Source organism: Roseibium album, assembly GCF_001404515.1.
Classification (GTDB): Bacteria; Pseudomonadota; Alphaproteobacteria; order Rhizobiales; family Stappiaceae; genus Roseibium; species Roseibium album.
On the sequence record NZ_CXWE01000001.1, the window covers coordinates 941,497 to 963,033 of the forward strand.

14 protein-coding genes are annotated in these 21,537 nt (G+C 56.0%); 9 read left to right on the forward strand and 5 right to left on the reverse strand.

Annotation, left to right across the window (positions count from 1 at the left end):
- Position 1 precedes the first annotated feature (1 nt).
- Both LA5095_RS04140 and LA5095_RS04145 read right to left on the reverse strand, forming a co-directional pair.
- Positions 2-1,081, reverse strand: a complete 1,080-nt coding sequence (locus LA5095_RS04140) for a DUF2336 domain-containing protein (protein ID WP_055112765.1) — start codon at positions 1,079-1,081, stop codon at positions 2-4.
- Positions 1,082-1,243: 162 nt separating this feature from the next.
- Positions 1,244-2,242 (reverse strand): DUF2336 domain-containing protein, encoded by a 999-nt coding sequence (locus tag LA5095_RS04145; protein WP_055112766.1) that lies wholly within the window; start codon positions 2,240-2,242, stop codon positions 1,244-1,246.
- 129 nt (positions 2,243-2,371) lie between these two features.
- On the opposite strand from LA5095_RS04145, the gene LA5095_RS04150 reads away from it, so the two are divergent.
- From LA5095_RS04150 to LA5095_RS04170, 5 genes are all read left to right on the forward strand, one after another.
- Positions 2,372-3,019: a glutathione S-transferase gene (locus LA5095_RS04150; RefSeq protein WP_055112768.1), complete on the forward strand. Its 648-nt coding sequence runs from the start codon at positions 2,372-2,374 to the stop codon at positions 3,017-3,019.
- A gap of 276 nt (positions 3,020-3,295) precedes the next feature.
- Entirely contained in the window at positions 3,296-4,828 is a 1,533-nt protein-coding gene (locus LA5095_RS04155; RefSeq protein WP_082442803.1) for a Do family serine endopeptidase, read from the forward strand.
- A 188-nt stretch (positions 4,829-5,016) separates the two neighbouring features.
- On the forward strand, positions 5,017-5,703 hold the full coding sequence (locus LA5095_RS04160) for a response regulator transcription factor (protein WP_104703005.1): 687 nt from the start codon (positions 5,017-5,019) through the stop codon (positions 5,701-5,703).
- Complete coding sequence (locus tag LA5095_RS04165; RefSeq protein WP_055112165.1) at positions 5,687-7,144, forward strand: sensor histidine kinase; 1,458 nt, start codon at positions 5,687-5,689, stop codon at positions 7,142-7,144. The genes LA5095_RS04160 and LA5095_RS04165 overlap by 17 nt, the downstream gene beginning before the upstream one ends.
- Positions 7,098-10,103 carry a bifunctional [glutamine synthetase] adenylyltransferase/[glutamine synthetase]-adenylyl-L-tyrosine phosphorylase gene (locus LA5095_RS04170; protein WP_082442761.1) on the forward strand — a complete coding sequence of 1,002 codons (3,006 nt, stop codon included), beginning with the start codon at positions 7,098-7,100 and terminating at the stop codon, positions 10,101-10,103. The genes LA5095_RS04165 and LA5095_RS04170 overlap by 47 nt, the downstream gene beginning before the upstream one ends.
- A 110-nt stretch (positions 10,104-10,213) precedes the next feature.
- Here LA5095_RS04170 and ppk2 read toward each other — a convergent pair whose 3' ends face one another.
- The 3 genes from ppk2 to pepN all read right to left on the reverse strand — a co-directional run bounded on the left by ppk2 (position 10,214) and on the right by pepN (position 16,807).
- Positions 10,214-11,257, reverse strand: coding sequence for a polyphosphate kinase 2 (gene ppk2 / locus LA5095_RS04175; RefSeq protein ID WP_082442804.1), 1,044 nt, complete (start codon positions 11,255-11,257; stop codon positions 10,214-10,216).
- A 395-nt stretch (positions 11,258-11,652) separates the two neighbouring features.
- A complete protein-coding gene (locus LA5095_RS04180) occupies positions 11,653-13,992 on the reverse strand; it encodes a sensor histidine kinase (protein WP_235808844.1) in 2,340 nt (779 codons plus the stop codon).
- A gap of 169 nt (positions 13,993-14,161) precedes the next feature.
- Positions 14,162-16,807, reverse strand: a complete 2,646-nt coding sequence (gene pepN, locus LA5095_RS04185) for an aminopeptidase N (protein WP_055112169.1) — start codon at positions 16,805-16,807, stop codon at positions 14,162-14,164.
- Positions 16,808-17,031: 224 nt separating this feature from the next.
- On the opposite strand from pepN, the gene LA5095_RS04190 reads away from it, so the two are divergent.
- The 4 genes from LA5095_RS04190 to LA5095_RS04205 all read left to right on the forward strand — a co-directional run bounded on the left by LA5095_RS04190 (position 17,032) and on the right by LA5095_RS04205 (position 21,352).
- Positions 17,032-17,529 carry a class I SAM-dependent methyltransferase gene (locus tag LA5095_RS04190; protein ID WP_082442762.1) on the forward strand — a complete coding sequence of 166 codons (498 nt, stop codon included), beginning with the start codon at positions 17,032-17,034 and terminating at the stop codon, positions 17,527-17,529.
- A gap of 29 nt (positions 17,530-17,558) precedes the next feature.
- Positions 17,559-18,746, forward strand: coding sequence for a CaiB/BaiF CoA transferase family protein (locus LA5095_RS04195; protein ID WP_055112173.1), 1,188 nt, complete (start codon positions 17,559-17,561; stop codon positions 18,744-18,746).
- Positions 18,747-18,773: 27 nt separating this feature from the next.
- Positions 18,774-19,367, forward strand: coding sequence for an NUDIX domain-containing protein (locus tag LA5095_RS04200; RefSeq protein ID WP_055112175.1), 594 nt, complete (start codon positions 18,774-18,776; stop codon positions 19,365-19,367).
- 104 nt (positions 19,368-19,471) lie between these two features.
- Entirely contained in the window at positions 19,472-21,352 is a 1,881-nt protein-coding gene (locus LA5095_RS04205) for an adenylate/guanylate cyclase domain-containing protein (protein ID WP_055112177.1), read from the forward strand.
- Positions 21,353-21,537: the final 185 nt, after the last annotated feature.

The window sequence follows — 21,537 nt, forward strand, 5'->3', positions numbered from 1 at the left end:
GTCAGGCAGCTTGTTCTTCAAGTGTGCTGAGGCGGATTTTCATGAAGGAAAGCAGACGGCGCGCGTCTTTTTCCGTCAGGTTCTGGTAATCACCGATCCAGTTCTGGACGGTCGTCTGGGGTTGTTTGTTGTTTGTGGCCCGAGCCCGGCTCAACGCTATGTATCCGTTGTGGTCTACGCCCATCGCCTTGCAAAGAACGGCAATACCGGTCGCATCGTAGCGAACCATGACGTTTGTGACGTATTTCTGATCCAGTCCAGCCATTTCGGCAAGCATGAAGCTGATGTCGAAGAGATTGTTTGACAACGCCATCTGGGTGATTGCCTTGCCGAGATCGCCTCGGCCTTCGCGGACGTCTTTCAGGATAACCTTTGCATTGATACGTGTAGCTTTCCGCTCCAGTTTCGAGCTTGCGACCACCTTGCTGGCTTCGTGGAAAAGCGACAGGACCAGCTGCTCGTTTTCTTCGCGCATCTTGCGGATTTTGGCTTGCTGCGCCTCGGGCATCTGTGAAATCAGCTTTTCATAGTCGGCCTCGGACACGTCCGAGCGCTCAACCATCGCGTCACGGATCTTTTCGTCGCGCTCGGCCAGCTTGACCAAAAGGCGTCCGCCCCAATCGGAAAGCTCGGCACCTGAGTTGGCTGCAACAGATTGTTTCACCGGGCTTTCGCCGCGTTCCAGCAGAACGTCGGTTACCTTGGCCTCCAGGTGATCGCGTTTTGAAATGGCAAGCAGGTGCCCTTGTCCCATGGTCTTTGCAAGACGCAGAATATCTTCTTCTTTCAACGCGTTCGAGGACGTCAGCATCGGCTGAGCAACATCGATTTCGTCGCTTGCAAGCTCGTAGGCAATTTTCTGGGAGGTCGTGTCTATCGGTGCAAGACGCTCTGACACTTCCTTCTTCTGCTCGGTTTCCATCGACGGGAGCATGCGTTCCAGAACAGCATTGAAGAGCGAAATCTCTTCTGTCTGATAGCTGTCGGCACCAGTTGCAAACAGGTCTGTGACATGTTCAACCAGCTTGCGGCGTTTTTCAGGTGAACTGTCCTGAGCTTGATTGAGAAGATCATTGATCATGTCGGATCCATCCATTCTTGTGGTGCCAACAATACCTCGGAGACAGTTTACAAGTGGATAAGGCGAAGTTGAAAAATGTGAAAATTAGCGATTTTGGGGCAATGAACAAGCGTTCCGCAGCAATGTACTGTGAAGCGCTTCATAACATACTGCCGAAGTCGTCTAGGCAGCCTGATGAGTTTCTGCGGATCCCAACTTCATCTTCATGAGTGCGAGCAGGCGGCGCGCATCGTTGTCGTCCAGCATATGATAGTTGGTTAGCCATTTGCTCCCGGTGCTTTCCGGGAACTTCAGGTGCTTGCAGCGTTCCTTGCATACCGCCTGGAATTCCATCGCGCCGATGCCGCTTGCACGGCAGACCGTGGCGATGCCTGTCGCATCGAACCTCACCATCAGGTTGTGGACATATTTCATCTCAAGGCCGGAAAAGACCGACAGGAGCCCGGCAACGTCCAGAAGATTGTGTTCATGAGCCAGTTGGTAGACAGCCTTGTTCAGCGTCGTCTTGCCGAGCTTGATACCCATGAGCCAGGCTTTCGGGCTGATCTTGGAGGCCCGCTTTTCCAGTTTCTGCCCCGAAGCGATTTCACCGTCTTCCCGGAACAGATCCTCGATCAGTTCCTCGTTTGACTTTCGAAGGTGCCGTATCCGCTCCCCCATTTGTTTCGGCATGTCCTTGACCAGCTCTTCAAAGACCGGCATCTGCATTTCGGCACCCAGGTTGGACGCCAGTGCGTGCCTGACATCCTTGCTGCCACGCTTGACCAGAAGCTTGGCCACGTCCTCACTGATATGATCGCGTTTGGCCATGGCCAGCAGGTGGCCCTGATCTTTCTTCTGTGCGATCGAACGCAAGGCGTCTTCTGAGAGGGACTTCGACCGCTCGAGGACGGCCTGAGCAACGGGCAGTTCGTCATTCGCCATTGCTTCTGCGAGCTTGGAGGACGTTGATCCAACATCCGCCAGCCGTTCTGACATCTTCTTTCTTGCCTCGAGTTCCAGTGACCCGTAGACACCTTCAAGCATATTATTCAGAAGATTTATTGCTTCAGAGCTATCGTCTTTGGAACGTACGGTAAGTAAGCCGGTGACATGCTCTGCAAGCTCATGTTTCTTCTCTGAAGAACTGTCCTTGGCAAGTTGAATCAGTGAATCAGTCATGTTGATATCCCGTGACATTGAGTATCATGGAATATTCTTTACATCCGGTGAAAGTCTGCGGTTGAATTTGTGAAATCGCAATCTGTGGGCGAAATTGACCTTTTGCCGATGATGCGCCATGGAGTGGACATGCACACTCTTCCAATCCTGTACTCTTTTCGACGATGCCCTTTCGCAATACGTGCACGCCTGGCGATTGCGGCGAGTGGACAGTCGGTCGAGTTGCGCGAGATCGTGCTGCGCGACAAGGCTCCGGAGTTTCTTCAGACCTCTCCCTCTGCAACGGTGCCATGCCTGAAAACGGATGCGTTTGTACTTGATGAAAGTCTGGATATCATGCTGTGGGCGCTTGGGATCCACGATCCGGAAAGCTGGTTGCGACCCGCTGAAGGCGACAGGGAGCAGTTGCTTGCACTGATCACCCGGTGCGATGGTCCATTCAAGATCCATCTTGATCGTTACAAGTACCACACGCGCTATGAAGATGCGCAACGAGAACACGAACGCACGGCAGCGTCAGAGTTTCTCATTGACTTGAATGAGCGACTTTCAAATCGGGCCTGGTTGTTCGGCAACAGCGCGTCTCTCTCCGATTATGCAATCCTTCCCTTCGTCCGTCAGTTTGCCAATACGGACCGCGCCTGGTTCGATGGTGAAGAGTGGCTTGCCCTGAAAAAGTGGCTCGAGGCATTCGAGTGCTCAGAGAGATTTCAATCTGTCATGCCGAAGTGGCAGAGATGGACCGCTGACGACCGACCGATCCGTTTTCCAGCTTGATGTTTGTGGAAAAGATGCGTGGGTTTGTCATTTCCACGGGAATGGAAAATGCAGGGGCAACAGAAAATTTCTCCGCAAATACATAAGCTTCCACGACACGCATCGAGGCTTTTGTCTGATGCGGGAGAGGTCGAATTCTCAAACTAACAAAAATGTAACTCCTCCGACAGGCAACGGTAAGGCGGGAATACCTACTTTCCTCACTGAGCCCGGAGCGTAGGTCCCCGTGCGCTCCATTTGTGGCCTCCAATTGTTATGTCGACAGAGGAAAAAAATATGCAAAATCGTGGGTCAGTCTCTCCTTTGCGGTCCCGCCGCGCCAAATTGCTGGCAGGAGTTGTCGCACTCGGTACTGCCGGGCTTTTGACCGCTCAGACCGTCGTCCCAAGCCAGCTCGCGCAAGCAGAGCCTGTTCGTGTCGACGCGACTGCGCCAGCAGACTTTTCAGACGTTGTCCGCACCGTCAGCCCGGCTGTTGTAAGTGTTCAGGTGAAGCAGGAAGCCGAGCCGCGCATGATGAATTTCAACGGTGGCAACAGCACTGATGAATTCTTCAAGGGCCTGCCGAATGGCCACCCGTTTGAACGGTTCTTCCGTGATTTCGGTGGCCGAGGCGGTGAAGAAGGCCAGAAGCAGCGCCGGTCGCCGCGGCAGTATGGTACATCCCAGGGGTCCGGTTTCTTTATCTCCAAGGACGGTTATGTCGTTACCAATCACCATGTGATCGACGGTGGTACGGAATTCACCGTGATTGATCAGAAAGGTGACGAATACAACGCCAAGCTGATCGGAGCCGACAAGAGAACAGACCTTGCACTGCTCAAGATCGAGGGCGGCAAAGATTTCACGTATGTGGATTTTGCAGATGAAGCTCCTCAGGTCGGTGAATGGACTGTCGCGATCGGTAATCCGTTCGGACTGGGCGGTTCGGTAACCGCAGGGATCGTGTCCGCCCGTGGGCGTGACATCGGTGCGGGACCTTACGACGACTTTATCCAGATCGATGCGCCGGTGAACCGCGGCAACTCAGGTGGCCCGGCCTTCAACATGAACGGTGAAGTGATCGGTGTGAATGCGGCGATCTTCTCGCCGTCCGGTGGCAATGTCGGTATTGCCTTCGCAATTCCGGCCTCGACCGCGCAAGATGTCATCATGGAGCTGAGGGATGACGGCACCGTTATCCGTGGCTGGCTTGGCGTTCAGATACAGAACGTCACCGATGACATCGCGGAAAGCCTTGGCCTTGAAGAGGCCCGCGGCGCCATCGTCGCGGAAGCGCAGGAAAACAGCCCGGCTCAGAAGGCTGGCCTGCGCTCGGGCGACACCATTCTCTCGGTTGACGGCACCAAGGTGGACGGCCCGCGCGATCTCTCCAAGATCGTGGCGGCCTATGAACCGGACACCAAGGTCGACGTCACGATCTGGCGCGACGGCAAGGAACAGGATCTCTCTGTGACCCTGGGCCGTCTCCAGGAAAGGGAAAAGGTTGCCGAGGCAGCGGAACCACAGGTCGAGAAGACCGGGACCAGCCTTGACGATCTTGGCCTGGTCGTGACGACCAAGGCTGAAGCAGGTCTTGACGGTGAAGGCGTGGTTATCGCGGAAATCGATCCTGATGGACCGGCTGCCGACAAGCGTCTGTCGGCCGGTGATGTGATCCTCGAAGTGGCCGGCTTGAAGGTCAACAATGCGGATGACGTACTGAAGGCGCTCGACAAGGCGGAAAGTGACGGCCGAAAGGCAGTTCTCTTCCGGATCGAGACCAACGACACAACCCGGTTTGTGGCTCTGCCCATGAACCTGGCCTGATCAGGAACCGGTTCGACAAGAACCGGAGCCTGACCGGCGAGACCGGCTTGCCCTCTGCCCCCAACCCCGACGGGCCGGTCTTCGCCATGGGTTTCGCCCGTAAACCCAGCCAGTCTGGCGGCGGCGCCTCACATCCATCGCCGCCGCCAGCCATTTCAATTCAAAGCAACTCGAGGTAAAAGGATGTCATGTTGCGAATTCTAGTTATCGAAGACGATCCGGAAGCGGCGAGCTATCTCGTCAAGGGATTGAGCGAACTCGGCCACACGGCCGATCACGCTGCGGACGGCCAAAATGGCCTGCAAATGGCTCTGCTCAGCAGTTACGACATACTGATTGTCGACCGTATGCTGCCGAAGCTCGACGGCCTTTCGATAGTTCAGGAATTGCGACGCGAAGGCAATCACACTCCTGTTCTCATTTTATCTGCTCTCGGCCAGGTCGACGATCGGGTGAAGGGATTGAAGGCAGGCGGTGACGATTATTTGCCCAAACCTTATGCCTTTACCGAGCTGCAGGCCCGCATCGAAGCGCTCGCGCGCAGGCCGAAATCGGCCAATCAGGTCGAAACCACCTATTCCGTCGGCGATCTGACCCTTGATCGCATGGCTCACTCCTGCCGTCGCGGAGAAACCGAGATTCCGCTGCAGCCAAGGGAATTCCGGCTCCTGGAATACCTCATGCAGCACGCGGGGCAGGTGGTGACACGCACAATGCTGCTGGAAAACGTTTGGGAATATCATTTCGATCCACAGACCAACGTGATTGACGTCCATATTTCGCGGCTGCGCGGCAAGATAGACAAGGGCTTCGAGACACCTTTGCTTCATACCATCCGGGGTGCCGGGTACACGATCCGTGACGCGGCTCACTAGATTTGTCCGAACGACAGCGTTCAAGCTGTCGTTGCTGTATGTCGCCGTCTTCACGGTCATGTCTGGCGTGCTTCTGGTTTATGTTTCCGAAAGCACCGAAGATCTCATGTCCGAACAGGTCGTTCAGTCTGTCGATGCAGAACTCAAGGGCCTGTCGGACGTATATGTTCGCGGTGGAATTCGGGATCTCGTCGAAACCATCGACGACAGGACAAGGCATCCCGATGCCAGTCTTTATCTTCTGATGGACTTCTCCGGAAATGCCCTGGTCGGCAATATTTCCCGCCTTCCGACAATCGTTCTTGAGGAAGCCGACGGCGGTCTGCGACGTGTACGCTATACGCGCCTGGGAGAGGGAACCCAGGAAATCGAGCGACAGGCGATGGTCCGGACGTTCGAGCTGCGTGGCGGCTTCCGCCTTCTTGTAGGCAGAGACCTTGGTGACCAGCTGAGATTTTCCAATCTTCTGGCAAACGCGCTGCGGCTATGGCTTGTCGTCGTCGTCGTCATGGCAGTCATCACCTGGCTTTTTGTCAGCCGAAGGGTCATGAAGCGTATTGACGACATATCTGCTTCCAGTCGGATGATCATGAATGGCGACCTGACAGAGCGCTTGTCGCTTGCCGGCACAAATGACGAGTTTGACCGCCTCGCCGTAAACCTGAACGACATGCTCGACCGCATCGAAGTTCTGATGCAGTCGATGAAGGATGTGACAGACAATATTGCCCATGACCTCAAGACACCGCTGACACGGCTTCAGACCCGGATAGAAACGGCGCTGCGGGAAGCCAGTAGTGAAGAAGGCTATCGCGGCGCGCTGGAAAGCACGTTGAACGAGACCGATCATCTCCTTCGGATCTTCAACGCGTTGCTGAGGATCGCTCGTGTGGAGTCCATGGCGCCCGGTTCGGTTATGGAACCGACAGATCTGAAGCGTCTCGTTGCCGAGATTGCCGAATTGTACGACCCTTTGGTCGAGGATGAGGGAGGCAGGCTGGAAACCCACATTCCTGAAGGCCTGACTGCCGTCTGCAACCGGGATCTCATTAGCCAGGTTCTCGTCAATCTTATTGAAAATGCCTTGAAATACGGCCGTCCGGACAACGGGGAAATTGTGATCCGGCTGTCTGCAAAGGAAAAGGATGGCCGCGTCGACCTGACAGTCGCCGACAACGGCCCCGGAATTCCCGACAAGGACCTCGATCGGGTCATGGATCGCTTTGTCCGGCTGGAAGAAAGCAGGTCGGAACCTGGAACGGGCTTGGGATTGAGCCTTGTCAAAGCCGTTGCCCGCTTGCATGGGGGAGACTTGCGCTTCAAAAATGAGGACGTGGGCCTTTCAGCCCGAATAGATCTGGCGCCGGTCGCGCCGGAAAACAGCAGGAGCGGGCATGGCGAAGGACAATCCGGACAGGCAGGGCAGCCGGCAGGAAATTGACAAGCAGCTCCAACTTCTTGTCGATCGTTTTGCAACCGTTCCTGTAACACCTGATGTCGATCGTGCCACCCTGTTCTTAAAGGATCTTCTTGATCATCCGGAAGCCGGTGACACGCTGAGATCGCAATTCGGTTCACACAGGAACCTGGAACCGTTCCTGATGGGGATCGTCGGCAACTCGCCTTATCTGCGCGATCTCATGTTGGCAGACCCACCGAGGCTCCTGAGCATCCTGAAGGAGGCACCGGAACTCCGGATCCGGCGGCTTCTGTCACTGGCACATGACACAACGGCGGAGGATGAAGCCGGTATCATGCGGGCGTTGAGGTTGCTCAAGCACGATCTTGCGCTGACCTTGGGGCTTGCCGACATCTGTGGTGCAATCGACCTGGAACAGGTGACAGGTGCACTTGCCGGGTTTGCCGATGCGGCACTTACGGCGGCCATTCGTTTTTGCCTGGGAGATCTGTCACGCCGGAACAAGTTTGAGCCGATAGATCAGGAAAAACCCGAAGTCGGCAGCGGTTTGATCGTTCTTGCCATGGGCAAGCACGGCGCGAACGAGCTGAATTACTCATCCGACATCGACCTGATTGTTCTCTACGACCCCGACAAAGCGCCGATGGCGGCAGGAGTGGAAGCACCGGTTGAGTTCGTCCGCCTGACACGGCGCCTGGTCAAGATCATGCAGGACAGAACAGCAGATGGCTACGTCTTCCGCACAGATCTGCGTTTGCGGCCGGATCCGGGCGCCACGCCGCTGGCAATGTCAGTTCCCGCTGCACTGGTTTATTACGAATCCCTTGGCCAGAATTGGGAACGCGCGGCCCTGATAAAGGCGCGCGCATGTGCCGGCGACTTGCCCGCGGGTGAAGCGTTTCTGCACGAAATCGTCCCGTTCATCTGGCGCAAATATCTGGATTTTGCGGCAATTGCCGACGTGCAGTCGATCAAACGGCAGATCCATATGCACAAGGGGCACAGTGCAATTGCCGTTGCAGGGCACAACGTCAAGCTGGGGCGTGGCGGTATCCGTGAGGTCGAGTTTTTTGTTCAAACTCAGCAACTCATTGCAGGTGGCCGCAATCCGGCGCTCCGGGGCCGGCGTACGGTTGATATGCTGGATGCCCTCTGCGAAGCCGACTGGATCCGCCTCAGGACACGCGACGAGATGCGCGAGGCCTATGTGTTCCTGCGCAATGTCGAACATCGCATCCAGATGTTGAACGATGAGCAGACGCAACTACTGCCAAAGGACGCAGAAGGCCTGACGCGCATCGCGTCCTTGATGGGTTTTGTCACTCTTCAGTCGTTCGAGGACGAGTTTCTGGCTCACATGAAAAAGGTTCAGCATCATTACGCTGAGCTTTTTGAAGATGAGCCTGGACTGTCTTCTGAGTTGGGCAGCCTGGTTTTCACGGGAGACGACCACGATCCGGAGACGTTGGAAACCCTGTCGCGTCTGGGGTTCAAACAACCGGCTGAGGCCGCGAGCATCGTGAAGTCCTGGCATTTCGGCCGCTATCCGTGCACCCGTTCGACCAAATCCCGTGAGCGGCTGACGGAGATGCATCCGACCCTGATCGGAGCGCTTGCGGCTACCGACAATGCCGATGCGGCGCTGGTCGCGTTCGACAGCTTTATGTCGAAACTGCCGGCGGGAGTTCAGCTCTTTTCTCTTCTGCGATCCAATCCGCAATTATTGAGCCTGCTTGCCACGACCATGGGCGCGGCACCGCGGCTCGCAGAAACGGTCTCCAAACGCGTTCATGTGCTGGACGCGGTACTTGATCCGGCCTTTTTCGGAGCCATGCCGAGTGTCGAAGAGTTTCGTGTTGGTCTCGACCGCACTCTGTCCCAGGCCCGGTTTTACGAGGAGGCACTCGACAGGGCGCGCATCTTTGCCCAGGAGCAACAATTCCTGATCGGTCTGCGTTTGATCTCCGATACACTTTCTGCTGATCGTGTCGGCTTTGCGTTGGCGCGCCTGGCGGAAGTCGTCGTGGACAGGCTGCTCCGGCAGGTCGTGCTTCATGTCGGCGAAACGCATGGCGTTGTGCCGGGTGGCAATGTCGCGGTGTTGGCCATGGGCAAACTGGGCGGCAGGGAAGTGACGGCATCGTCAGACCTTGATCTGATCCTGCTTTACGAGGCCCCGGACGGTGTCAAGGAGTCCGATGGCAAAAGGCCGCTGGCCATTACCCAGTATTACATGCGTTTGACGCAACGGCTTGTAACGGCCCTTTCGGCACCCACCGCGGAAGGACAGCTTTACGAAGTTGATTTCCGTTTGCGTCCGTCTGGAAACGCAGGGCCGCTGGCAACCAATCTGGAAGGCTTTATCACCTATCAGGAAAAAAATGCCTGGACCTGGGAACACATGGCCTTGACGAGAGCCAGGGTGATCGCGTCTTCGAACCCGGAATTCAGGCAGAAGATCATGGATAACATCCGGGAGACACTCACGAAATCCCGGGACAGGGCCAAGCTTGCGGATGATGTTCGCTCCATGCGGGCGAGGATCGAAAAGGAAAAGGGCACGAAAGACGTCTGGGACATGAAGCAGGTTGCCGGCGGTCTCGTGGATATCGAATTTATCGCACAGTACCTTCAACTTGTGCATGCGCATGAAACGCCCGGTGTGCTGGCACAGGGTACGGAAGAAGCGCTGGAAGGTCTCCGGGAGGCAGATTGCCTGGATCCCGGTGATGCCGAGCTGCTCCTTGAGGCATTGCGAATGTATCAGCGGCTGACACAGGTGTTGCGCCTGTCGCTCTCGGGAAAGTTCGTGGCGACACAAGCCCCCGGGGGTGTTCTGGATTTGCTTGTACAGGCCTCGAACTGCCCGACATTCACCCGGCTCGAGATAGAGCTGGCGGAGCTCCAGAACAGGGTCCGCCAGACATTCGTTAAGTTGGTTGGCCCGGTTGAAGCCGTCGAGACAAAGGTCTCTCCCTGATTGCCCAGACATAATTCCCCGGGAAGATTGCGCCCTCTTTGTATGAACATGGCGGATCACGGAAATGGCTCCCGCCCAGTTGGCGGAAGCAAGTCGTTTCCAGGTTGGTCTCATTCAACCTTGAGCTGGCGACGCGCATCAAAATCTTCCAGCGTCTGGTAGAAAATGTCAGCCGGTCCGGCAATCTTTGGGTCGGGGTCCAATTGGATCTGGGCATCTGCCCCGGGATAAGGCAGCGATCTGGCGAAATAGCGCATGCAATTCAGACGTGCTCGCTTCTTGTCATCGGAACGCACGACGGTCCAGGGGGCGTCGGCGGTGTGGGTATAGAAAAACATGTTTTCCTTGGCTTCTGAATAGTCGTCCCACATATCAAGCGATTGAACGTCGACCGGACTCAGCTTCCAGTGTTTCAACGGATCGCTGTTGCGCGCCTGAAAGCGGCGCAATTGTTCTTCCCGGCTGACGGAAAACCAGAATTTGAAGAGACGTATGCCGCTTCGCACAAGCATGCGCTCGAATTCGGGCACCTGGCGCATGAATTCCATGTACTCCGCAGGTGAACAGAACCCCATGACCTTTTCGACACCGGCACGATTGTACCAGGAACGGTCGAACAGAACGATTTCACCCCTGGTCGGCAGGTGCTGAACGTAGCGCTGAAAATACCACTGTCCCTTTTCCTCTTCCGTTGGCTTCTCGAGTGCGACAACCCGGGCGCCGCGAGGGTTCAGGTGCTCCATGAAACGTTTGATCGTGCCGCCTTTGCCTGCTGCATCCCGACCTTCGAAAATAACAACTATGCGCTGGCCGCTGTCTTTTACCCAGTTTTGGACTTTCAGAAGTTCAATCTGAAGCTCCTGCTTACGCGCCTCATACTGTTCTCGGCGCATGCGTCTCTTGTAGGGATAGTTTTCCGGCAGTCGCGCACTGTTGCCTTTCGAAATAGATCGCTCATGCAACAGGAGCGCTGGACTTTTGTGTACCGCCGCATGGTGAACGGACTTGATGGTCACTGTGTTGCCGGCCTCTGGAGGTGATGCAGCCCGAGGCCCTGCTTCCCGCCGGTTGGAGGTTTTTTTGGTGGATGTTTTGGTGTCGCGCTCAGCGGTTGATACGTCCGGCGTACGTTCTTCTTTGGATCTCGCTTTCATGGCCTCCCTTTCGTTGCTGGTATGAAAACACGCGGCAAGTTGTGCTCGCGCCTTTCCGGGCAATTCGACCTGTGCGAAGTGCACATCAACTGGAATGGAAACCAAAGAATTGCCGCCATGCATTGATTTCAGGCAAGCGGAGCAAATTTTTTTCGTTACGAAGACAAGGTCTTCGCGCGCTGAAGAGCCAAATCTGTTTCGGCAGGAGGCCGTAACCGCGCAACTGTGTTCGGAGAAGGGGTTTTCGCGACCGGGTTTGCATGTCGGCCGCAGGACCGTGTTGCTCCCGATACGCAATGGGAACAGGTCCTATCTGTTTTTAGTGCATTGCAAACGGGCGCTGGCTTACCGGAAATTGGACGTGAGGATCAGAGGATTCAGGCCGGGACGGGTTGTTAGGCTGGGCTGTCTGCAAGCGGCAACGTGAAGCTGACGGTCGTGCCTTTTTTCACTTCCGATCGGATCGACAGCTTACCGCCGTGGAGCTCCACGAGGGACCGCGCGATGGCAAGCCCGAGCCCGGATCCCTGATGGGTCTTGGTGAACTGGTTTTCCACCTGGACGAATGGCTCCGCAAGCCGTTCGATATCACGTTCGGAAATGCCGATTCCCGTGTCTGTAACTTCGAAGCGCAACTTGTCGCCGCGCGGTTCCGCCTTGAGTGCAACCACGCCGCTGTCCGAGGTAAACTTGACCGCATTGGCAAGCAGGTTGAGCAGGATCTGCTTCAATGCCCGCTTGTCTGCGTGAACCATAAGATTTTCGGCGACGTCCGTTGTGACGGAAATATTCTTTTCTGTCGCGGCGCCCGTCACGATCCGGCTTGCATCATCCGTGACAGAAGCGGCATTCACGACTTCCGTATCGATAGACATCCGGCCAGCCTCGATCTTGGACATGTCGAGGATGTCGTTGATCACGTTGAGGAGATAAGTGCCGGAGGAATAGATGTCCTTGCAATAATCGTTGTATCGTTCCGTGCCGATAGGGCCGAACATTTCCTGCGTCATGATGTCGGAGAAGCCGATAATGGCGTTCAGGGGTGTCCTGAGTTCATGGGAAATATTGGCGAGAAACTCGGATTTGGCCTTGTTGGCGGCTTCCGCTCGGGTTTTTTCTTCCTGATATTTGTCGGCCATTTCCACCAGTTGGCGTGCCTGGTATTCCAGTGTCTGTCGCGACTTTTGAAGATCCGATACAGTCGCTTTCAGCCGCTTCTCGGACAACATCAGTTTTTCTTCGTGTTTTTTCAGCGCCGTGATGTCGGTGCCGACCGACACGAATCCACCGTCCTTGGTCCGGCGTTCGGAGATCTGCAGCCAACGGCGGTCTTCCAGTTGTGCTTCGTAAGAGCCTTCCGGCGCACCGCCCCGCTGCGTGACAGTCACGGGTTGCGGAGCGATTTCCGCATTCGATGCTGCGGCCATGACGTCCTGGTAAGGGGTGCCCGGGTTGACGGCTGCATTCGGCAAGTTGTGCAAGGACTGATAATTTGAGTTGCAGATCACCAGTTCGTTGTTGGCGTTCCACAGAACGAAAGCTTCGGATATTGTTTCGATTGCGTCGCGCAGCCGCAAATCCGCCATCCGGCTTTTTTCCGCCAGCTTGTGCTGCTCGGTAATGTCGATACAGATCCCGATGAGATGGGGTTCGGCGCGGCCGGCCTCGGACTGGATCTCGCCACGTGCACGCAACCAGATCCAGCTGCCGTCCGCATGACGCATCCTGAAGGTTTCGTCGACAAGTGTTTCACCGGTCTCCAGAAGATGTTCCGCAAGTCCGAGAAGATCAATGTCGTCAGGGTGGGTAATGTCGGCAACATCGGCGAAGCTCAGGATGTCATCCTTCGGTTCACGCCCGAGTAGCTCATAAAGCGAGGACGACCAGAACATGCGTCCACGCGAAAGATCCCAATCGAACAATCCGCATCGGCCGTGGGTGAGGGCTGTGTCGATGCGTGCCCGGGTGGCCGCATACATGTCATCGGCATGCTCGGCACGGCTTGCCTGACTGAAAAAGCCGTAGATAACGGCGAGCAGAACCAGGGCTGTCCCGGCAAACAGGGTGACATTTGCCGAAAGGTCGTCACGCCAGTCCGCAAAGATGGCACTTTCCGGCTGCAACACGGCAATCATGCCAAGATTGCCGTTCAGATGATGCACGGTTGCAAGAAACTGTTCGCTGCCTTCACCGCGTCCAAGGTCGACCGGAACGGGAAGAACACCAGCGCGCGCGCCGAACACTGTGAGCGGCTGGCTTGGACTGAGCAGGTCGGCGATCGGTCGGCCTTCCAGACCCGGATGTGCCGGGGCGGTCGCCGCGATCTTGCCGTTCGTATCCGCGACCAGAAAGATGCGGGATCTGCTTGTGGCGCCTGCCGGCAGACTGTCCGCAAGAGAGCGTTTCAAGGTTGTTCGAAACCCGACTTCCGGAAGAGTACCTTCAATGGCGCCGAGCCGGTTGGCAACCACCGTGGCCATCAGGCTCAGGGTCGTCTGCGCAGATTGCTCTGTTTCGGTGTACTCTGTCGCCAGTTCTCCAGCACGAAACAGGGCGAGAATGACGATAAAGACAATTGCCAGTCCGGGAATGATGCGCCGCATGACGCTGTCTGAGCTTATGATGGTGTCACGAAGGGAAACGAGAACCGGCCAGAACAGCAGGCTGGCTTTGCCTGCGCTCTTTTCGGAATCCGAATCCTTGTCGCTGCGCCGCGTGGTAGCGTCGCCAGCCATTGCTCGCGCCATTGGAAGTGTGCCTCAAAATCCGCCGCATCGGAGCTTGCCCCGAATCACTTCCATTTGAATCAAATCTTCGGTTCTTGTCTAGTCCTGATCAAGAAGAAAATGGTTAACGCGCATCATGACTCTCGGCATGTTTGTTAACCTTTTCCAGTAAATCACACTATTGCAATGTTCTGTCGATGATATCGCGGCTATCTCTTGACAGATCTTCGCATGATGAAATCTTCATGAGAGCGGATTCAGCCAAGGCACAACGATTGGCATCAAGGGCCCGCCAAGAGCGGAAGCTGGTCAAAAGTCGCGATGCGACCTGGGGATTGCGTTTGTCGATCTCAAGTACTGATTCGGCGACCAATTCGAATCCGGCCCCGTCAGGGCGGGCAAATTGCGTTGCATTGCCGGTCGCGAAGGACTGCAGCAGGGCACGAACCCTGTTCGGATTGGTCGCGTCGTAAAGCGGATGAGAAAAGAGCGATTTGATAGTCGCCAGGGTTCCATCGCCTGGTGCGGTCGCCTGCACCATGAACCATTTGTCCATGGCCAGGGAGCTCTTCTCATGCCGTGACAGATAAAGGTCGAGCGCAGCGGTTTCCCCGGGCATGTGGTCATGCACCAGAAGCATCAGGCCGGCGAGGCGGTCCGTCATGTTGTCGGCTGAGGAAAACCGGTCCCAGGTGAATTGCGCCGCATCTTCAGTATTCGAAACCGCATAGTAGTAGGCGGCCCGGTTGGACAATGCTCGTTTGCCGGCCGTTTCCGCGTCAGGGGAATAGTCTCCCCTAGGTGCGAATTCCAGCGCTGCAGCGCGCAATGCGCCATGGAATTGCCGAGCAATTGCCTGCCGCAACTGCTTGCGAGCCGCCAGAATGGCATCCGGGTCGACGTTCTTGCCGATTTCCTGGGCAATGTCGGCTTCACTCGGCAGCGTCAGCGCCAGCGCCTTGAGGGCGGGATCAAGGTTCTGATCATTCAGGACTGCGCCAAAAACCGAAACCACGCCATCAGCGGGCGCGCCTAGCTTGCCATGCCGTAGTGTTCCCGTCAGCCTCACGAGCTCCTGCATGGCAAGAGATTGCACAGCCTGCCAGCGATTGAAGGGATCATTGTCCCGGGCGGCAAGAAACTGGAGATCTGCAGTTGCAAACTTCTGGTCAATTCGCACCGGGGCGGAAAACGCGCGCAGAAGCGACATGACCGGTTGAGACGAGATGCCTGAAAAGGTGATTTCGTGCCTGGATTTCTCCATCAGCAAGACATCACCCGATATCTTGATGCCGCTGGCGGAGGTTGCATGCATGTCTTTCCCATCCGGGCCAAGCAGACCAAAGCGGAGCGGGATCACAGCTGGTTTGCTGGACCTCTGTCCCGGAACGGGTGGAATTTCCTGGGAAAGCGAGAGCGAATAGGTCTGACGATCCGCATCGTAAGCCGATGCGACAGAAACAACGGGTGTTCCTGCCTGCTCATACCAGAGCGCGAATTGGCTGAGGTCCGTCCCGGTCGTGTCTTCGAAACAGGTCAGAAAGGCTTCGATCGTCGTCGCCTCTCCATCGTGTCGGTCGAAATAGAGATCCAGTCCCTTGTGGAAGCCCTCGTCACCAAGCACCGTCTTCAGCATGCGCACGACTTCGGCGCCTTTTTCATAAACGGTCGCCGTGTAGAAATTGTTGATCTCGTGATAGACCCGCGGTCGAACAGGGTGCGCCAGTGGCCCCGCATCTTCCGGAAACTGATGTGTTTTCAGTAGCCTGACATCGGTGATGCGTTTGACCGGCCTGGATCGCATGTCGGAAGTGAATTCCTGATCACGGAAAACAGTCAGACCCTCCTTGAGGCACAGCTGAAACCAGTCGCGACAGGTAATGCGGTTTCCCGTCCAGTTGTGAAAATATTCGTGCGCGATGACCGCCTCGATATTGGCATAGTCCTGATCGGTCGCGGTTTCCGGATCGGCCAGAACATATTTGTCGTTGAAGATGTTCAGGCCCTTGTTTTCCATCGCGCCCATATTGAAATCTGAAACGGCAACGATGTTGAAGACATCCAGGTCATACTCCCGGCCGAACACGTCTTCATCCCACTTCATGGAGCGCTTGAGCGAATCCATTGCCCAGCTGCACAGCCCTTCGTTGCCGTGCTCAACGTAAATATTGAGGTCGACCTTCTTGTCTGATGCGGTGGTAAACCGGTCAGGAACCTGAGCAAGATTGCCTGCAACAAGTGCGAAGAGATAGGCCGGTTTGGGATGGGGATCATGCCAGAGCGCGTAGTGGCGGTCTGTCCCGTCGATATCACCCTTTTCCATCAGGTTGCCGTTTGCAAGCAGGACAGGGCAGTCGTTTTTCGGTGCTTCGACCCGTGTTGTGTAGATCGCGAGAACGTCCGGGCGGTCGAGAAAATACGTGATGCGCCGGAAACCTTCGGCCTCGCACTGGGTGCAATAGGTCCCTGAGGACCTGTACAGCCCCATCAGTTTGGTGTTGGCTTCCGGATTGATTTGCGTTGTGATTTTAAGATCGAATGGTTTACTTGGCGGTGCATGAATTTCCAGCTTGTCAGGCGAAACCGTGTAACCGTCGTCCGGCAATACCTCACCGTTCAGTTTCAATTCGCGAAGCGAAAGTTCGTCGCCGTCGAGCACCAAAGGTGTTCCGGCCTGCACATCTGCCTGTCTTGCGACCGATAGCGTTGCAACGACCTCGGTTTCGGCAGGATCAAGCTTTACTGTCAGGTGAACCTTTTCGATACGGTAGACGGGTGGTTGATAATCTTCCAGCCGAATGGCGGGCGCCGTTTCGGAACGCATCGAGGTCTCCTGGTATTTGGTTCATACGAAAGTGCAGGTCAGGGGCGGCACCCTGAACCGGGGCTAACGCGTTAGCATGATCGTGCATTGTGGCAAAGTCCTGTTTCTGGTCCTGGCATCATCAAACATGCGTCCGGCGCAATGATCTGCAGAGTGGGCAGATTTTGACCTATGGACAGCCTTTGACTATGTGAGAGACGTCTTGAGTCACAGGGAAACAATTTATGAGTCGTCTGGACAGTTTTATCCGCCGAATGACCTCGCAGAAAATCTTGCTGGAATACCTGGTCGACAAGGTCAACCTTGTGGAGGGGCCGGTCCTGGAACTCGGCCTTGGCAATGGCAGAACCTATGATCATCTGAGGGAGATCTATCCCGACAAGGAAATCTTTGTTTTCGATTTCGCGATGAACTGCCATCCGAGCTGCGCGCCGGACGCGGATCACATGATACTCGGTGACATACGCGATACGCTTGCCTTCTGTGCTCCGCGTGTTCGGGCACAGGCCTCTTTCGCCCATATCGACATTGGATCGGCGGACCCGACAAACGATCTTGCAATCGTCAACTGGCTCGCACCGCTGATCGATGAACGCATGGCGGTTGGAGGCTTCGTTTTGACGGCACTCGAACTCGATCTGCCGAATTTCGAACTTCTCGAAAAACCGGAAGGCATCCATCCGGGCAGGTATCACATTTACCGCAAGTTCGCCGAAGCCTGACCCTTAATCGTTCAAACCGGGAAAAGTACATGTCCGCGCCCCTCGAAGGCATAAAGGTTGTCGAACTCGCACGCATTCTGGCCGGCCCCTGGACCGGCCAGACACTGGCCGATCTGGGTGCGGACGTGATCAAGGTGGAGAGCCCGCAGGGCGACGACACGAGGGGATGGGGCCCGCCATTCATCAAGGATGAAGAAGGCAACGATTTCGATGCGGCCTATTTTCATTCCTGCAACCGCGGAAAGCGGTCGGTGGTTGCCGATTTTCGCACAAAGGAAGGCCAGGAAATCGTTCGCAGGCTTGTTGCCCGGGCGGATGTACTGGTTGAAAATTTCAAGGTCGGCGGGCTTGCCAAATACGGCCTGGATTACGAGAGCCTGAAAGAGGTCAATCCGAAGCTGATCTATTGTTCCATTACCGGCTTCGGCCAGGATGGTCCCTACGCCCATCGCGCAGGATATGACTTCATGATTCAGGGGATGGGTGGCATCATGGACCTGACCGGCGAGCCGGAAGGCTCTCCGCAGAAGATCGGCGTGGCCTTCGCAGATATTTTCACCGGCCTTTATGGTGTGATTGGTGTCCTGAGTGCCCTTCGTCGCAGGGACGCCACCGGGGAGGGTGAATGGGTCGACATGGCGCTGCTCGATGCACAGGTTGCTGTTCTGGCCAATCAGGCTCTGAATTACTTTGTATCCGGAAAAGCGCCAAAGCGACTTGGGAACGCCCATCCGAACATAGTTCCCTATCAGGTTTTTTCCGCTAAGGATGGCCATCTCATCATTGCTGTCGGCAACGATAGTCAGTTTCAAAGACTGTGCGGCGTGCTCGGACTGCCTGAACTTTCAGATCAACCAAAATTCGCGACCAATGCTGCGCGCGTCGCTTCAAGATCCGAACTCGTCCCGCTGCTCAGTGCGGAAACTTCGAGCCGCGCGAGGGACGATCTCCTGACTGCACTGGAAATGGAAGGTGTGCCGGCCGGTCCCATCAATTCGGTCGAGGATGTCTTTGCCGACAGTCAGGTCCGGTCCAGAGGTCTGAAAGTTGATCTGCCGGCACATGGTGTCGAAGGTGGCGCGGTTTCTTCAGTGCGCACGCCGATTGCCTTCAGGAACGGCAATCTGGTTCTCGAACGGGCCGCACCATCACTGGGGGAACACACCGCTGAAGTATTGACCGAACTCGGTTTGGATGCTGCCGGATCCGAAACATGACTTTTTCACCATGAGATGCTCCGTCCTATGAAAAACACCGAATATTTGCGCTTTATCGACAAAGAAGTTCTCTCTGAAAACTGGGGCAGGCTCACCAGGTATCGGCTGGAGTATCGGCGCCGGGACGGATCGTGGCAGGAGCTGAGCCGGGAATCCTATGATCACGGCAATGCCGTAACATGCCTTCTGTTTGATCCGGAGACAAAGTGTGTGCTGCTGACGCGCCAGTTCCGGCTACCTGTCCATTTGAACGGCAAGGATCCTTTCCTGATCGAGTCGCCTGCCGGATTGCTGGAAGGGGCCCACCCTGAGGACAGGATGCGTGCCGAACTCATCGAGGAAACCGGATATGAAGTCTCGGAACTCGAGCATCTTTTTGACGTGCACATGAGTCCGGGGTCGGTGACCGAGTGCCTTTCATTTTATTCAGGTACCTACCATCTGAACAACAAGGTGGGCGACGGCGGTGGTGTGGAACACGAAGGTGAGGACATTGAAGTCATGCATGTTCCGCTCCAGAAGGCGCTCGGGATGATCCGGACCGGAGAAATCTGTGATGCAAAAACGATCCTGCTTCTGCAAAATCTTGCGTTGCGCGATTACGCGTCGCATGACGGATAGCGTCCACGGGTTCCTGTCGTCGCGTTTCAGGTGGTCGACCGCCTTAATTTGACGCAAAAGATCAGGCAGGTAAGCTACAAAGGCAATGAGAGGACTTGCGCCTTATGCCAAGGAAAAAGCGCGGTGATCGACGGATCAAACTCCCGCTGACATCAATTGTCGGTCTGGGGTTCGGTGCGTTTGTTGCGCTCGCCATCGGGTTGGTTTTGGGTCTCTCGGTGAGCGCGAACTTCAGCAACACGTTTTCCCTGCTCAACGACAAGACGATTTTGAGCACGGATGCGCTTGAAACACAGCTGCGCACTCACTTCACGTCCGTGGAAAAGGCCGTCGTGGGTCTGAAACCGTTTTTTGACGACGGGACGATCGGTTTTGAGGACCCCGAGCGCACGCTCGAAGACCTTTCGATCGCCCTGAAGTCCAATAGCGACGTTACGACCCTGGCTGTCACTGCAACGGATGGGCGGCGCCTTGGCATTTACCGGGCGCCCTCAGGCAAACTGTGGCGGATAGAGACCGATGTGCCGCCGCCCGGCATGAACATGGCCGATCTTCCGGCTCTTGATCAGGCAAGTTTGCCCACCTGGGGCCCCTTGGTGGAACACGAGGTCGGACTTTTTGCCAATGTCTCGGTGCCCCTGGTGAGAGATGGGGAACTGATCGGCACCTTGACAGCTGCAAGCTCGATGAAAGATCTCTCCCATATCGTCAAGGCCCGGGACGAAGGTCTCAACAACACCATCTTCATAGTTGACGGGGCCGGGCGCGTCATAATGCATTCCGATGAAACCGGATTGCAGACAGGCGGCAGCATCAAGGCGAATTTGCCGGAAGCCTGGGAAAGGATCGGGGATCCGGTACTGGCAGGAATGGCAGACGAGCAACCGATCGAGGAGTTTCAAAAGGCCGCCGATCTCGGTATCGAAGTGTCTTTCGTCGAAGCGAACGATGACGAATACATCATCATGAAAGCTGAATTCGACGGCTTCAGCGACAAACCCTGGATTATCGGACAGTATTATCAGAGTGCAACGGTTTCCCGGGAGGTCCGCAGGCTCGCCGGCTCCATGTTTGTTGGGTTCGGCGCGCTTGTCATATCGGTTCTGATCGCTTTCTGGATCGGGCGCAGAGTGGCTCGTCCATTGCGCAATCTGGCGGTCCAGTCGGAGCGCGTCGGGACCCTTTCGCTGAACGAAGTCGAACCGATGCCACGCAGCCGCGTTGCAGAAATTGATCAGGTAGCCCTGGCCTTCAATTCGATGGTCGAAGGCTTGAAGGCGATGAACACTTACGTGCCGCGGTCGCTGTTCATCAAGTTGATGCGATTGGGAGGAAGCCAGGCAGCGGAAGCAAGAGAAGCCGAACTCACCATCCTGTTCACCGATATAGTCGGATTCACGGCGCTTTCCGAACATCTGAGCGCCGAAGAAACAGCGCGGATACTGAACGATCATTTTGCAATCCTGGTCGAAGCCGTTGAAGGAGAAGGGGGAACGGTCGACAAGTTCCTGGGCGACGGTATGCTTGCCTTCTGGGGAGCTCCGGATGAACGGCCCGACCATGCCGAAGCCGCGGTGAGAACGGCGCGGCGGATTGCATCCGCCCTTCATGAATCGAATGTGCAGGCCGAGGCCCAGGGTGGACCGCAGATCTTGACACGCATCGGCATACATACAGGTCCGGCGGTCGTCGGAAACGTCGGCGCGCTGGATCGATGGAACTATACGGTTGTCGGCGACACGGTGAATGCTGCTGAACGACTTCAAACCCTCGGCAAGGAAGTCGACGGTGAACCGGAGGTGACCATACTTGCCAGTGCCGATACCGTTGCAAGGCTCCCGGGTGAACACAACAAGAGGCCTGTCGGTGCTCATCACCTCAGAGGTCGCAGTGGCTTGATGGAGGTTTACTGGATCGACCCCCATCCGCAGGCGCCTTCCATGGAGACGTCACCGCAGGCAGTTCCGGTTTCCGCAGCCGAGTAATCTCGCAATTCCTGCATTGCAGATGCCTGTTTGGTGCAAGATTCTGAAAAAAAGACAGGAATTTGCCTGTTGCAATTCAAATCACAGCGTACTTCTTTGGAATTCTGCATTGCTATCCAACGGCGAATTTGGTTGTCTTTGTATTGCAAAAAAGGCTTAGTAAGCCTCACGCAGACAATCCTTGC

What these genes read in the sequence shown, in the direction of transcription:
- LA5095_RS04140 (WP_055112765.1), bottom strand. Translation starts at nt 1,081, where the DNA reads ATGATCAATGATCTTCTCAATCAAGCTCAGGACAGTTCACCTGAAAAA.
- LA5095_RS04145 (WP_055112766.1), bottom strand. Translation starts at nt 2,242, where the DNA reads ATGACTGATTCACTGATTCAACTTGCCAAGGACAGTTCTTCAGAGAAG.
- LA5095_RS04150 (WP_055112768.1), top strand. Translation starts at nt 2,372, where the DNA reads ATGCACACTCTTCCAATCCTGTACTCTTTTCGACGATGCCCTTTCGCA.
- LA5095_RS04155 (WP_082442803.1), top strand. Translation starts at nt 3,296, where the DNA reads ATGCAAAATCGTGGGTCAGTCTCTCCTTTGCGGTCCCGCCGCGCCAAA.
- LA5095_RS04160 (WP_104703005.1), top strand. Translation starts at nt 5,017, where the DNA reads ATGTTGCGAATTCTAGTTATCGAAGACGATCCGGAAGCGGCGAGCTAT.
- LA5095_RS04170 (WP_082442761.1), top strand. Translation starts at nt 7,098, where the DNA reads ATGGCGAAGGACAATCCGGACAGGCAGGGCAGCCGGCAGGAAATTGAC.
- ppk2 (WP_082442804.1), bottom strand. Translation starts at nt 11,257, where the DNA reads ATGAAAGCGAGATCCAAAGAAGAACGTACGCCGGACGTATCAACCGCT.
- LA5095_RS04180 (WP_235808844.1), bottom strand. Translation starts at nt 13,992, where the DNA reads ATGGCTGGCGACGCTACCACGCGGCGCAGCGACAAGGATTCGGATTCC.
- pepN (WP_055112169.1), bottom strand. Translation starts at nt 16,807, where the DNA reads ATGCGTTCCGAAACGGCGCCCGCCATTCGGCTGGAAGATTATCAACCA.
- LA5095_RS04190 (WP_082442762.1), top strand. Translation starts at nt 17,032, where the DNA reads ATGAGTCGTCTGGACAGTTTTATCCGCCGAATGACCTCGCAGAAAATC.
- LA5095_RS04195 (WP_055112173.1), top strand. Translation starts at nt 17,559, where the DNA reads ATGTCCGCGCCCCTCGAAGGCATAAAGGTTGTCGAACTCGCACGCATT.
- LA5095_RS04200 (WP_055112175.1), top strand. Translation starts at nt 18,774, where the DNA reads ATGAAAAACACCGAATATTTGCGCTTTATCGACAAAGAAGTTCTCTCT.
- LA5095_RS04205 (WP_055112177.1), top strand. Translation starts at nt 19,472, where the DNA reads ATGCCAAGGAAAAAGCGCGGTGATCGACGGATCAAACTCCCGCTGACA.